The sequence below is a fragment of the Bacillus pfraonensis genome, from assembly GCF_050768835.1.
GTDB classification, from domain to species: Bacteria; Bacillota; Bacilli; order Bacillales; family Bacillaceae_G; genus Bacillus_A; species Bacillus_A pfraonensis.
In genome coordinates, this window is the sequence record NZ_JAHCDO010000007.1 from 82,158 (window position 1) to 96,295 (window position 14,138).

The 14,138-nt window shown below is 36.4% G+C and carries 12 protein-coding genes; 10 read left to right on the forward strand and 2 right to left on the reverse strand.

All coding sequences use genetic code 11. The features are described 5' to 3' along the window. Positions 1–316: 316 nt before the first annotated feature. The gene (locus tag KFD70_RS08525; protein ID WP_431613132.1) at positions 317–1,156 is read left to right on the forward strand and encodes a metallophosphoesterase; all 840 of its coding nucleotides are present in this window, start codon (positions 317–319) and stop codon (positions 1,154–1,156) included. Between the two features lie 125 nt (positions 1,157–1,281). On the opposite strand, the gene KFD70_RS08530 is transcribed toward KFD70_RS08525, so the two are convergent. Further along, positions 1,282–1,791 carry a DinB family protein gene (locus KFD70_RS08530; protein WP_336450537.1) on the reverse strand — a complete coding sequence of 170 codons (510 nt, stop codon included), beginning with the start codon at positions 1,789–1,791 and terminating at the stop codon, positions 1,282–1,284. Between the two features lie 571 nt (positions 1,792–2,362). Between KFD70_RS08530 and KFD70_RS08535 the strand changes: the two genes are divergently transcribed. Next, a complete protein-coding gene (locus KFD70_RS08535; protein ID WP_431613126.1) occupies positions 2,363–4,180 on the forward strand; it encodes an acyltransferase family protein in 1,818 nt (605 codons plus the stop codon). A gap of 292 nt (positions 4,181–4,472) precedes the next feature. Here KFD70_RS08535 and KFD70_RS08540 read toward each other — a convergent pair whose 3' ends face one another. Continuing rightward, positions 4,473–4,691, reverse strand: a complete 219-nt coding sequence (locus tag KFD70_RS08540) for a PCI domain-containing protein (RefSeq protein ID WP_336450535.1) — start codon at positions 4,689–4,691, stop codon at positions 4,473–4,475. 557 nt (positions 4,692–5,248) lie between these two features. Here KFD70_RS08540 and fdhF point away from each other — a divergent pair. The 8 genes from fdhF to KFD70_RS08580 all read left to right on the forward strand — a co-directional run bounded on the left by fdhF (position 5,249) and on the right by KFD70_RS08580 (position 14,126). After that, complete coding sequence (gene fdhF, locus KFD70_RS08545) at positions 5,249–8,230, forward strand: formate dehydrogenase subunit alpha (RefSeq protein ID WP_431613127.1); 2,982 nt, start codon at positions 5,249–5,251, stop codon at positions 8,228–8,230. Beyond that, complete coding sequence (locus KFD70_RS08550; protein ID WP_336450533.1) at positions 8,205–8,702, forward strand: helical membrane plugin domain-containing protein; 498 nt, start codon at positions 8,205–8,207, stop codon at positions 8,700–8,702. The genes fdhF and KFD70_RS08550 overlap by 26 nt, the downstream gene beginning before the upstream one ends. A 17-nt stretch (positions 8,703–8,719) precedes the next feature. Further along, positions 8,720–8,929, forward strand: a complete 210-nt coding sequence (locus KFD70_RS08555; RefSeq protein ID WP_336450532.1) for a heavy-metal-associated domain-containing protein — start codon at positions 8,720–8,722, stop codon at positions 8,927–8,929. A gap of 48 nt (positions 8,930–8,977) precedes the next feature. After that, positions 8,978–9,121, forward strand: a complete 144-nt coding sequence (locus KFD70_RS08560; protein WP_336450531.1) for a hypothetical protein — start codon at positions 8,978–8,980, stop codon at positions 9,119–9,121. 780 nt (positions 9,122–9,901) lie between these two features. Continuing rightward, a complete protein-coding gene (locus tag KFD70_RS08565; protein WP_336450530.1) occupies positions 9,902–10,951 on the forward strand; it encodes a P-loop NTPase in 1,050 nt (349 codons plus the stop codon). 93 nt (positions 10,952–11,044) lie between these two features. Beyond that, a complete protein-coding gene (gene fdhD, locus KFD70_RS08570) occupies positions 11,045–11,848 on the forward strand; it encodes a formate dehydrogenase accessory sulfurtransferase FdhD (protein ID WP_336450529.1) in 804 nt (267 codons plus the stop codon). 49 nt (positions 11,849–11,897) lie between these two features. Further along, the gene (moaA, locus tag KFD70_RS08575) at positions 11,898–12,914 is read left to right on the forward strand and encodes a GTP 3',8-cyclase MoaA (RefSeq protein WP_336450528.1); all 1,017 of its coding nucleotides are present in this window, start codon (positions 11,898–11,900) and stop codon (positions 12,912–12,914) included. A 195-nt stretch (positions 12,915–13,109) separates the two neighbouring features. Then, positions 13,110–14,126 carry a MoeB/ThiF family adenylyltransferase gene (locus KFD70_RS08580; RefSeq protein ID WP_336450527.1) on the forward strand — a complete coding sequence of 339 codons (1,017 nt, stop codon included), beginning with the start codon at positions 13,110–13,112 and terminating at the stop codon, positions 14,124–14,126. Positions 14,127–14,138: the final 12 nt, after the last annotated feature.

Genomic DNA, 14,138 nt, shown 5'->3' on the forward strand with positions numbered 1-14,138 from the left:
TAAAATCATTCAAACTACTTCTAATCGTATTAGTAGTAAATATTCTATCATTTTCCCCCTTAACAGAAGAACTACATGATGCATGTGAGTAGCTTGTTCATGTTCACTTCAATTTTCAAAAAGACATACGTTTGTAACATAGAAATGCTACAACTTTATGTAAAGCGTATCTTTTGATGAAGATGAATTTAGAGGTGAACATATGAAAACGAACTTAGAACACGCCAAAACAAATAGAATGAACTCGAACGAGGAAGTACCTCCTTTAGAACAAGAGAAAGAAGGTACTTCCTTATTGTGGTTGAGACGAATAGGTATGATTTCCCTCATACTATTCATTCTTCCGATAACAATTTACGTATATGCTTTTCATTTCGAAACAAAGGCATTGTCAGTTACATGGAATGATATTGAAAATCCAAATATCCCGAACGGTTTTCATGGTGTGAAGATCGTCCAGTTCTCAGACACACATTTTGGACCAAATTTTCCTCATAAACAACAACAAATGTTAGTGGATAAAATTAATCAATTGAATCCTGATATTGTAGCATTTACAGGAGATTTAATTGATAAATTTGGAGAATATGCTGCAGAAAGAAAGTACTCACAAACTATTTTGGCACAAATTCATGCTCCCCTTGGAAAATATGCTGTGTTTGGTAATCATGACCGAGGAGGTGGAGGTAGTTACTTATATAAAGAGTATATGGAGAAAGCTGGCTTTACAGTTTTGAATAATGAAACGAAAAAAATTAAAGCTGCGAATGGTGAGTCTATTACTATTTCTGGTCTCGATGATTTTTTACTTGGAAAACCTAAAATTCATCCAACCTTGAAGGATCTTAGAATAGAGGATTTTAACTTGCTACTAGTGCATGAACCTGATGCTGTCGATCAAATATTGGAATATCCAGTAGATCTTCAAATATCCGGCCATAGTCATGGTGGACAAGTCCAGATTCCATTCATAGGTCCTATTATTACTACTTCACTAGCAAATAAATATGTAGAAGGGCTTTATTCATTAGAAGGAAAGCGTAAACCATTACAGTTGTATGTGAATCGTGGTATGGGGACTACTAGAATGCCGGTCCGGTTTTTAAGTAAGCCTGAGCTTTCTGTTTTTGTATTACAGAGAACAGGGAGAATTTGAGTATATGAAATGAATCATTAAATATATGTGCACTAAAAGAAATGCCATCCTTTTTGTATATTTTAAGAAGAAGAATAGCATTTCTCATATTATTTTACTAAAACTGGGAGGTGTATTTAAATAAGCTATTTTTGTTTTAAATATAAATAAAAGCCATAATCCGTCATAACAGAAGAGTAACCTAGTTGTCGTAACATAGCAGTGATATTACCACGATGATATGTTCCGTGATTTACAACATGTGGTACCAATTCAGAGACGCTAGTTTTCATTAGGTCACCAGATGGATGTTCAATTATAAGAGTCTTTGTTATATTTTCTTGTTTATTAAGGAATATCTTATATCGTTCAGCCAACTCAGCGAACATTGCCTCCATTTCCTTGATTCCTTTTGCTTCTGTTTGTTCTTTCAATTGTTCAGCTAATCTCAACGCATGATTCATACTTTTTCCAGAGAAAACATCTAGCCAGCCAAGATCGGACAGGTAAATATGAGCCAATGCGTTAGATATAGAGGGAAAAACACTTTGAATGTTTTTATGATAAATATTCTGTGGAAGTTCATTTAATCGATTGAAAATTTGTTTATTCGCCCATACGTTATAGTCGTATAGCTGTAATGCAAGAGGTGACACTTTGAAATTCCTCCTTTGTATATTGGGTAAAATTATATAAGGGTACAACAAAATCAGGAACATATGTTCTGTGTTTGTTTTTCATTTTAACTCAAGTTCCTATTAATGTAAATCTTTATATGTATTGTTGAAGATGATTTTTTTTGGTATTAAAAAATTGGCTTAATAAGTATAGATATCGAGTATGAGCGCTAGGTCTAAAAAGGATTTGATTAATAAATCTTAATGAAAAATAGCAAGTATAGGAATAGATTTTTATTTGTGGTTAGAGTACAAGATGGACAAATTGATAGATTTCAAAGTGTCGGTTAATAAAAAAGAGGTTATCCTGAAATTAATTTTTTAGGATAACCTCTTTTTTTACATTAAAGTTTATTCATGAAACTATTTTATGTAGTTAGATAACATGATAAAATTTTAGTTACTGTGTATGTAATCATAAAAAAAGAGAGAGTTTATTAAACAGTTTTGTAATATTTTGCTTGGGCTCATATTTTTAGGGATAAATTGATAGAGTTGTATATTGTGAGTATTTACAGAATTTTTAGAGAAACATGGGGGTGATTGCTAGATGCCCAAACCATTAAAGAAAAATGGTCGCTATATGGTTGGATTGGACAGTCTAAGGGGACTAGCTATACTAGGTGTAATTTTATATCACATCAATTTTAATTGGATGCCTGGCGGATTTTTAGGTGTTACTGTATTCTTTGTACTTTCAGGTTATTTAATCACGGATATTCTGGCGATAGAATGGAAGAGAAACAAGAGGATTGACTTGAAGAGGTTTTGGCTCAGCAGAGCAAGACGATTACTTCCTGGAATGCTCGTTATGCTTGTAATTGTGTTAGCGTGGATTACAATTTTCCACAGTTCCTTACTAGGAAAGATGCGAGGGGATTCATTAGCAGCTTTATTGTATTTCAGTAACTGGTGGTATATTTATCACAAATTATCATACTTTGAGAGTTTTAATCAACTTTCACCGCTCAATCATTTTTGGTCATTAGCTGTTGAAGAACAGTTCTATGTAGTGTGGCCATTTATCATTAGCCTTGCATTTTATTACATAAAAAAGAAATCACGTATCATTTTATTCGTCGTTCTAGGGGCAGCCATGTCTGCATTAGCGATGGCAATTTTGTATGAACCTGGAGCTGATCCGAGTAGAATTTATTATGGTACTGATACGAGAGCTTTTTCCTTATTGATTGGAGCGGCACTTGCCTTAATTTGGCCAAGCAGTAGGCTTGCGAATAAAATTATTCCAAAAGCACGTCTCGTTCTTGACATAGTTGGAGGGATTGCTCTTATCATCATTCTCGCTATGTTTTGGAAGACGAATCAATATGATCCGTTTCTATATCGCGGGGGAATGGTTCTTTTATCGCTTGCTACTGCTCTGTTAGTAGCGAACCTTGCTCATCCAGCTAGCCGAATTGCTCAATTTTTACGCTTTAGACCACTGCGCTGGATGGGGGTACGATCGTATGGGATCTATCTTTGGCATTATCCGATTATTACATTAACAACCCCGAAAGTAAATGCTGGAGAGTTTTCGCTTACACGAGCAATTCTTCAATTTCTTCTTATTATAATTGCTGCACAAATTTCGTGGAAGTTTATTGAAGATCCAATCAGGCGAGGGGCATTGAAGAATATTGGCTCGAAGAACTGGAGAATGAGAAACTTAGCATTGGGTGGCAAGTTAGCTTTGGTAGGTGCATTATTTATTTCTACGATAGCTGTTTTTGGGTTATCAACAGCTAGTCAAGCGAAGGATAATCCTCAAAAAGGTAAGGCTGAAGTAGTACAAACGGAACAAAAAGAAAAGCCGAAACACCCAGTGGCAGTTCGGGAAAAACCAGCTGAAGAACCGCCTCAAAATAAAGAACAACAAGAAGCTACTACGCAGAATAAGGAACCTCAAACATTTACAGCTGTAGGCGATTCTATTATGATTGATATCGCTCCGTATTTAAAAAATACATTTCCTAATATTACGATTGACGCAAAGATTGGTCGACAATTGTCTAAAGCAATTCCAGCGGTGGAACAGCTAAAGAATCAAGGGGATTTAGGAAATCATGTCATTATTGGATTAGGTACAAATGGAGCCTTTACAAAGGATCAATTAGTATCATTAGTGCAATTGATTGGAAATGAACGTAAAATTATATTAGTCAATACGAGGGTACCGCGTCCATGGGAATCATTAGTGAATGAGAAATTAAAAGAAGTCGCATCTGCCTACCAAAATGTGACGCTAGTCGATTGGTACTCAGCAAGTGCTGGAAATAAAGCGTACTTTGAACCAGATGGCGTACATTTAACAAAAGCAGGTGCAGAAGCATATGCTGCGCTTGTAGCAAAAGCAGTGAATCCATAATTGATTTGTTTCATAGTATAAAAATATTCTTTATCGTTTAGTAGATTGTTTGGAATAAAAAAGAACTTGTAGATACGCTACAAGTTCTTTTTTCGGTTTATATTGAATAATGGGGGTATAACTTATAACTAGACAAAACAGCTCAAACATAAAGAACGGGAAGTTCTACTTTAACCTGACACATTTAGTATATAGCATATGATAGCGTTTTCGATAATATATTATTGAAAATTATGTGAATTATGATATATATAGATTGAAAAAATGTTATAAAAGCATTTCTTCTATATTTCTACGGTAGTAAATATATTTCATAATTTGGTGGATCAGTTAGCTTTGATTTATTTAACCGCCCCTCATTGACTAATTCCTGCAAGGTTTTCTCAACATCCTCAGGTTTCACATGAAATAAATCAGCAATCTTTACAGTAGAGAGAGCCGTATATTTCGGTTTTTTTGATGAAGAAATAATCATAGCACTTACACGTTGATATAATTTTTCTTTTTCCACTTTTTCAAACCTTCTTCCCAATTCATTTTTCAAGAGATCATTAAGAAATGAGATACATAATTCCTTATAAGATTAACCCGTTATAGGTTGTTTTATGCTCTCTTCCAATACAGAAATTTAATAATTAACTACTAATATTCGTAAAAGAGGGTAAATATAAAGTTAGTTTAGGAGGGAATGGCATGAGAGGCATGTATATTTCCATTGGCTAACTTTTAGTCATCCGAGTAGTGACAGGTTTACCTAAAGAATGGGGAAGTTTTGGAGCCGCTATTTTTTCAGGACATCTTAGTTGGATGGATTCTCGTTCGAATTTTATCCCTGAAACCTTAGTGGAGGAAGGATGTTTGAAGGTGTAGCCTATTGGAAATCCTATAGAGACTACATAAAAATGAAACTTCCATCAGTGAAGAATTCTTTATCCCCTACTGATGGTTATTCCTCACCAATCGGGCTTTTATCGGCTCAAACTCTCTCTCGCGTTTCTCTCTGAATTTTGAGGTTATGTCAGGCGAGAGCACATCCTAAAGATAAAGTCCAAATAAGGAGGTTAAAGCATGAAAGAATCTTCATTTTCGATTCAAATTAACGGGAAGGAATTCGTAGCTTACCCTGGGCAAACAATTTTGGAAATCGCTCAGGCAAATGCATCGTATATCCCAAGTATTTGTTTTCATCCGAATCTTGGAACCATCCAAACTTGCGATACATGCTTTGTGAACGCAGGAGGTAAACTGGTTCGTGCCTGTGCCACAAAGGCAGAGCATGGGATGAATGTCGATACTCTCTCTCAAACTGTGAAAGATGCACAATATGAAGCAATGTCACGGATCTTAAAAAATCACGAACTGTATTGCACAGTCTGTGATAATAATAATGGGAATTGTGTCGTTCATAATACAGCCGAATATCTGGAAATTGAGCACCAAAAATATAAATTTGAAGCAAAGCCATACCCACCAGACATGTCACACCCTTTTTATCGATATGAGCCAGATCAATGTATTTTATGTGGAAGATGTGTAGAAGCCTGTCAAGACTTACAAGTAAACGAAACATTAACGATTGATTGGGACCGTGAAAAACCTCGCGTAATTTGGGACAATGATGTATCTATTGATGAATCGTCTTGTGTGTCATGCGGACATTGTGTAACGGTTTGTCCGTGTAATGCATTGATGGAGAAATCCATGCTAGGTGAAGCAGGTTATTTAACGTCTATCCCTCCGAACGTGTTAGAACCAATGATTGATTTGACAAAGGAAGTAGAACCAGGATACAAAGAGATTTTTGCAATTTCCGAAATGGAAGCAGCTATGAGAAAGGCCAGGGTCAAACGTACGAAAACGGTCTGCACCTATTGCGGGGTTGGATGCAGCTTTGAAGTATGGACAAAAGACCGTCATATTTTAAAAATTGAGCCCCAAGAGCATGCTCCAGTTAATGGGATTTCTACATGTGTAAAAGGGAAATGGGGTTGGGATTATGTTAATAGTGAAGAGCGTTTAACAAAGCCTTTAATTCGTAAAGGAAATGAATTCGTGGAAGCAACTTGGGACGAGGCACTGAAATTAATTGCTTCAAAACTAACAGATATTAAGGAACAACAGGGGCCTGATGCCATTGGTTACATTGCTTCGTCCAAATGTTCAAATGAGGAGAATTTCCTATTCCAAAAGTTTGCTCGCGCTATTATGGGAACAAACAACGTAGATAATTGTTCTAGATATTGTCAATCTCCTGCAACAGCAGGACTTTTACGTACAGTCGGAATCGGAGGAGATGCTGGAACAATAAAAGACATTGAAAAATCAGGGCTGGTCATTGTAATTGGTGCAAATCCAGCTGAATCCCATCCTGTTCTTGCAACTCGTATTAAACGAGCTCATAAGCTTCATGGACAGAAACTCATCGTTGCAGATTTGCGGGAGAACGAATTAGCAGAACGCTCTGATCTATTTATTCATCCTAAGCCTAGTTCGGATCTGATATGGTTGTCAGCTGTAACAAAATACATTTTAGATCAGGGATGGGAAGACAAAGAATTCTTAAAAAAACGGGTAAATGGTCTTGATGAGTATATTCAATCTTTAAATAAATACACACTAGATTATGCCGCAAAAACAACAGGATTAACAAAGGACGAACTCATTAAGGTAGCAATAATGATCCATGAATCCAAGTCAGCTTGTATACTATGGGCTATGGGCGTTACGCAGCATAAAGGAGCAACGGATACTAGTACAGCAATCTCAAATCTTCTTTTAATCACAGGGAATTATGGCCGAGCAGGAGCAGGTGCTTTCCCTCTTAGAGGACATAATAATGTTCAAGGAGCTTGTGATTTCGGGACAATGCCTGCATGGCTTCCTGGATATGAGCCTATTCAAGACGAGCAGGCTAGAAAGCGTTATGAAAAGGCGTGGGGGGTTACTTTGCCAAAAGAGCCTGGAATGGATAATCATCAAATGCTCGATGGTGTTAAGGAAGGAAAGCTAAAGGCTTTGTATTTATTCGGTGAAGACATGGCATTGGTGGATTCCAACATAAATTTTGTAGATTCTATGCTCGAGAGTCTGGAGTTTTTTGTTGTCCAGGATGTGTTCTTCAGTAAAACAGCACAATTTGCTGATGTTATTTTACCTGCGGCCCCGAGCTTGGAGAAAGACGGTACGTTTGTAAATACAGAACGCCGAATTCAAAGGTTTTACCGAGTCCTTGAACCACTTGGAGACTCAAAACCAGATTGGCTTATATTCCAAGAGCTTGCTAATCATCTTGGAGCGAACTGGAATTATCAACATCCGAGCGAAATTATGGATGAAGCAGCGAGTCTTGCTACCTATTTTGCTGGTGTGAGTTATAAAAGACTAGAAGGATTTAATAGTCAGATTTGGCCGGTTGCCAAAGATGGTACAGATACGCCTATCCTTTTCAAAGAAAGGTTCGCTTTTGCAGATGGCAAGGCACGACTCATTCCAGTGGACTGGACGCCTCCTTTTGAAGCAGGAGAGGAATATGATTTACACCTAAATAACGGTCGATTGCTAGAACATTTCCATGAAGGAAATATGACGTACAAATCTGAAGGGCTTACACATAAAGTTCCACACCCTTGGCTTGAAGTTTCACTGGAACTTGCAGAGGAACGAGGAATTGAAGATGGTACGTTAGTGCGTTTAGCGTCTCCTTATGGTCAGGTCAAAGTAAGAGCAATTGTCACGAACCGTGTAACAGGAAAGGAATTGTATTTGACGATGAATACACGGGAAGATGAGGAAGCTGTTAACCGCCTAACAAGTAGCTATCATGATCTAGTTACCCATACACCGAACTATAAAGAAATGAGTGTCAAAATGGAAATTTTAGAAGAAAAAGGTGAATCTCCGTTACCAAAGGTAAATTATCGATTTGGCAATCGTATGCCGCAAATCAGTGTCAGAGTGGAAGAAAAGTGGAAACGGGATGATTTTACTCCAATAACAGAGTTATTCAAAATAGGAGGAGACGAATTTGGCGAAAGCGATCAAGCAAATTAAAAAAGAGATTCCCACTCCTGAGCAGGAACAATCACAAGCGATTACAGATATTATAGCCGCCTTAGCAAATAATCGAGAAGCCATCATGTCAACAATTGGAATTATAAAACATTTCCACGATATGGGCATCTTAGATGCTCTGAATGGGTTGCTTGAAAAACGTACGGATGTAGGAGTAATTGCAATTCAGCAAATTAATCAGCCAAGCATGCATAATACGATCAAAAATGGAATGAATACTTTCAAATTCCTTGGTCAATTGAACCCTGATCAATTACAAATTATTCTAAACGGAGTTAGTCGAGGGTTTGAGAAATTTGGAGAAAAGATTGATAAAAATGAAAAAGCAAGCTTGTGGAAGCTTGGAACCAGTATTCAAAATGAAGAAGTAAGGAAATCACTCGTTACGATGTTAGGGTTTTTAGAGGGAATGGGAGAAGTATTTCAGGGGGATAAGCGAGAGATGCATTAAAAAGGAGAATGTGTAAATTGGAAAAAGGAAGTATTAGGATAGATGGGATACAGAATGAGCAAGATAGTAATAAAATCCTTCAGGCACTGCATACAGTATGGGGGATAAGAGAAGCAGAAGTAAGTTTAGTAAACAAAACGGCTACGTTTAGCTATGATGAGAAAGCTGCCTCACGTGCAGATTTTCTTCAGGCTGTTAAAGATACAGGATTTCACATTCAGGATTAGGCTTTTTTGTAGAAGAAATAAGGAATAAGTTGAGGAGGGGGCAATAGGATGAGAGTATGTGAAGTTTGTGGTTCTGAAGAGAAAAGGGAACGAGAGGGTAATGAACCGACTGGAACAAGAATGCTTCATGTATGTGAAAACTGTAGAACGGATCGCAAGTTCCCGTCTTTGGAGAATGAGGAATTGCTGTAAATAACTGAAAAGGTAACATAAAAGGGATAAAACCTTCTATGCTACCTTTTCAAACATTGTTTCTCATCTGTAGGTTATGTCTTTAGGTAAGTAAAGCTTTCTCGTAAACATCTATTTTTGTGTCACTATTTGCCGAATGGTCGATATCCTTTGTCGAATCGCCGATATATTTGAAATTGCGCTGATATATTGTGAGAAAAGGTTGATATATTCAGAGAATCGCTGATAAAATTTCATTTACCAAGTTATACGATGTGTCATAGCTACAGAAAAGATATTCAATCACATCTAAGTGACTATAATTTCCTATTGAGGTTAATCATTTAAAGTATTATAATGAGTGCATAAGAAATCATTGATATTAGGTAATGGCAAATTGCCTTAATGTCCTGTTTTTTTATGTTTACTATATGTGATAAGAGGAATCGCTAGCAGATAAAACTGCTTAGTAATTAGCTCACCATAAAATAGACTGTGTATCCGTACGTACACATTTTATTTTATGGTGAGCTTTTTTGGTTTGTAAAAAGGAGCGTTATCATGCTGAGAATAGTTCGAGTAAAATGAGCACCACTAAATAGAACAGATTTTTAAAGTCTCTACTACTTGCAATACGCAACATATATCCGTTATTTCATGATACTTGCTGATAATAATTCAATATCAACAGTACCCATATATGTATAGAGAAAATTTAACAAATCTATTTGATCTGTTTTCTGTAGTAATTCATTGACCATAATGAAGATAAAATCATTAACTAAAAAAGGACTGATAGGTATGTTGACCCATGAAAAAATTATGAACGCTCTAAAACATGTTCAAGATCCCGAGCTTCATAAAAGTATTGTGGATTTAAACATGGTACGAAATATTCAGGTTGATGGCACTCATGTTCAATTGGAAGTTGTTTTGACAATTCAAGGTTGTCCATTAAAAGCAAAAATTAAAGAAGATGTTGAAAGCTCGCTTCACAACATTGGTGCTTCTAGTGTTGCGCTAACTTTCGGTTCTATGACAGCAGAAGAGCGTGCTGCATTGACACAAATGTTGAAGAAAAGCTCTACAACAAAGACAGGGATGCCTAGCATGTTGCGACCTGATTCAGGTGTACAATTTATTACTGTGACAAGTGGAAAAGGTGGCGTGGGAAAATCCACGGTTACTGTTAATCTAGCTATTGCTTTGACACGTTTAGGGAAAAAGGTTGGGATTTTAGACGCAGACATATACGGATTTAGTATTCCTGCGATGATGGGAGTGATACAAAAGCCAACTATGATTGATCAGACAGTAATCCCAATTACCAGCCATGGCGTTAAAATCATGTCAATGGGATTTTTTACAGATAATAACAATCCGGTGATGTGGCGAGGACCGATGCTCAATAAATGGATTCAAAACTTTCTTGCAAACACGCATTGGGGAGAACTAGATTATCTTCTTCTTGATTTACCACCTGGCACAGGAGACGTAGCGATTGATGTAGCCGCGATGATTCCTCAAGCGAAGGAAATTATCATCACAACTCCTCATAACGTTGCCTCTTTTGTTGCTTCAAGAGCGGGTGCGATGGCGAAATATACGAAACACGAAATTTTAGGGATCGTCGAAAATATGGCATATTATGAAGAGCAAGACGGCTCAAGAAACTATCTTTTTGGAAAAGGTGGCGGTGATATGCTAGCCGAACAGTTACAATCCGAAGTGATTGCAAGAATTCCTTTTGCCAAACGTGAGGAAAACAAAGATTCAAATATATATGATGAAGATTCGCTTGCTGGGGAGATGTTTACATCTTTAGCTGAAGACCTTATTTATAGAGAATAAAAATAGAATGAGAACAAAGCTTGTTCATTCATTTTAACAGAGAAAAATATAGAACTTTTCATGAAAAACATAATTTAAAGGATGAGGCGCCATATGAAACCGGTAGTAGGAAAAAGAGGGATTCTTAAATTCGCGGATGGCTCCATGAAAGAAGCTGAAGATATAGTTGTTACAGAATTTCCTGTGACAGTAAAAATTAATGGACAAGAATTTGTTACGATGGTTTGTACACCAGAGTACATTGAAGATATGGTTATCGGATACTTAGCATCTGAAGGAGTTATACGGAAATATGAAGATATAAAAGAAATTTGGATTCAGGACAAAGAAGGATATGTGCACGTGAAAATCGATAAATTGAATCCTTATTATCAAAATTTCCAGAATAAGCGTTATGTTACATCATGTTGTGGGATGAGTAGACAAGGGTTTGTTTTCATTAATGATGCATTAACGGCTAAGAAAATGAATGAAATACGAGTCAAAATCTCTCCAGATGAATGCATTCATTTCATGAATCAGTTACAAGGCTCAGCTACTATTTTCAAAGATACTGGAGGAGTTCATAATGCTGCCTTATGTGATGTAAATGGTTTTATGCTAAGTCGGATGGATATAGGAAGACATAATGCTTTGGATAAAATATATGGATATTGTTTGAAAAATAACATCTCGATTGGAAATAAAATCATTGTGTTTAGCGGGCGTATATCTTCAGAAATTTTATTGAAAGTAGCGAAAATTGGGTGTGAGATCGTTCTTTCGAAATCTGCTCCTACTGAATTGGCATTAGAGTTAGCAGAAGACTTAGGGATTACAACAGTAGGGTTTATTCGAAACCAATCTTTCAATATTTACACATGTCCAGAACGAATTCAAAAATACAGTAAAACATAAGATGAATTTAATGGTAGTTGGTCGTTTGCCTTAGAAGGGAGAGAGAAATATGGAAAATGGTATATTAGATAAATTGCAACGCCCCTTGAGAGATCTTCGTTTATCTGTGACAGATCGTTGTAATTTCCGCTGTCGTTATTGTATGCCGGAAGAAATATTTGGGGCGGATTATCCTTTTTTGTCTTCTGATAAAATTTTGCCTTTTGATGAAATGGAACGATTAACCCGTATATTTGTTTCCTTAGGTGTCAAAAAAATACGGATTACTGGAGGAGAGCCCCTATTACGCAAGGATCTTCCGGAACTTATTCATCGCTTGAAATCAATTAACGGAGTAGAGGATATTGCTATAACGACGAATGGATCGCTTCTAAAAAAATTCGCCCCTGCGCTGTTTGATGCAGGGTTAAGACGGGTGACAGTTAGTCTTGATTCTTTAGATGATCAACGTTTCAATCAATTAAATGGCAATAAAAGCAAAGTTACAAGGGTTTTAGAAGGCATTGAATCGGCTTCTCATGCAGGACTAAAAGTAAAAGTGAATATGGTTGTTCAAAAAGGGAAGAACGATCAAGATATTATTGCGATGGCGAAATATTTTAAAGAGCATAAACATACGCTTCGTTTTATTGAGTATATGGATGTAGGGAACTCTAATGGCTGGAGAATGACAGAAGTAATGACGAAACAAGAGATTTTAAAGCAAATTGGAGCAATTATGCCACTTGAACAAATTGAGCCAAATTATGAAGGAGAGGTAGCAACTCGATATCGTTATATAGGTAGTGAGCAAGAAATTGGAATTATTTCATCTGTAACGGATTCTTTTTGTTCAACCTGTTCAAGGGCTCGTGTTTCTGCTGAAGGGAAATTATATACATGTTTATTTGCATCAAAGGGGTATGATCTTCGTCATTTGCTTCGTTCAGGGGAGTCGGATGATGTGATTACTCACATGATTACCGATATTTGGAATCATCGTGGTGACCGCTATTCTGATGAAAGAGCAAATGGTAACCATTCCATAAACCGATCAAAAGTAGAGATGTCTCATATTGGTGGTTAACATGATTACCTTTATGAAGGAGAACGATTCGCTTCCATGGTTGGAATGAATGAAAAAATGAAAATTTGATTAGAAATAAAATATTGGTAGAGAAAAAGTATGAATCTAATTAACACGTAGATTATCAAAGATTACATACATGAATGATATACATGGTTGATGTATGTAATCTTTGAAAGAAAGGAAGAGAGGTCGTTGACTGAGCGTTATTCACGACAGCAGATGTTCAAACAAATAGGTTTTGAAGGGCAAGAAAAAATCAAACATAAGCATGTACTAATCGTAGGGGCTGGAGCATTGGGCAGTGCTGGCGCTGAAGCTTTTGTAAGAGCAGGTATTGGAAAATTAACGATTATTGATCGTGATTATGTTGAATGGAGCAATTTGCAACGTCAACAACTATATACTGAAAAAGATGCGAATGATAAGATCCCAAAAGCAATTGCTGCCAAAAAGCATTTGGAACAAATAAATTCAGAAGTTGAAATTGAAGCACTTGTGATGGATGCGGGGTCTGATAATTTAGAAAGTTTGCTAGATCGTGTTGATATTATTATCGATGGTACAGATAATTTTGATATTCGATTTATTGTAAATGATCTTTCACATAAGTATAACATTCCATGGATTTATGGTTCATGCGTAGGAAGTTATGGAGCCACTTATACAGTTATTCCTGGAAGAATGCCATGTTTGAATTGTATCTTGAAAAGAGTTCCTACTGGAGGTGCAACGTGCGATACAGCAGGAATTATTAGTCCGGCTGTTCAAATTGTTTCTGCTTATCAAGTAACAGAAGCATTCAAAATTCTTGTAGAAGATTTTGCAGCATTAAGGAATACATTTTTGACATTTGATGTATGGAGTAACCAGTACCACTCTATCCATGTAGATAAAATAAAAACAGAAGGTTGTCCATCTTGTGGAACATTTAGAACATATCCATATTTATCGTACGAAAATCAAACAAAGACAGAAGTATTATGTGGGAGAAATACAGTTCAAATTAGACCTACTAAAAGTATCGAATATAGTTTTGATCAAGTAGAGAAATCATTAAAAGCTTACGGTACAGTCACGAAAAATCCGTATTTATTATCTTGTCAGCTTCAAGACTATCGGATGGTTATATTTCGGGATGGACGTGTTTTTATTCATGGAACAAACAACATCCAGCTTGCTAAAAATCTTTATTATCGCCTATTAGGTTAATAAGAGGAGTGA

Bases quoted from the DNA above. Each gene is read 5' to 3' on its own strand.
- KFD70_RS08525 (WP_431613132.1), top strand. From the start codon at position 317: ATGATTTCCCTCATACTATTCATTCTTCCGATAACAATTTACGTATAT.
- KFD70_RS08535 (WP_431613126.1), top strand. From the start codon at position 2,363: ATGCCCAAACCATTAAAGAAAAATGGTCGCTATATGGTTGGATTGGAC.
- fdhF (WP_431613127.1), top strand. From the start codon at position 5,249: ATGAAAGAATCTTCATTTTCGATTCAAATTAACGGGAAGGAATTCGTA.
- KFD70_RS08560 (WP_336450531.1), top strand. From the start codon at position 8,978: ATGAGAGTATGTGAAGTTTGTGGTTCTGAAGAGAAAAGGGAACGAGAG.
- KFD70_RS08565 (WP_336450530.1), top strand. From the start codon at position 9,902: ATGTTGACCCATGAAAAAATTATGAACGCTCTAAAACATGTTCAAGAT.
- fdhD (WP_336450529.1), top strand. From the start codon at position 11,045: ATGAAACCGGTAGTAGGAAAAAGAGGGATTCTTAAATTCGCGGATGGC.
- moaA (WP_336450528.1), top strand. From the start codon at position 11,898: ATGGAAAATGGTATATTAGATAAATTGCAACGCCCCTTGAGAGATCTT.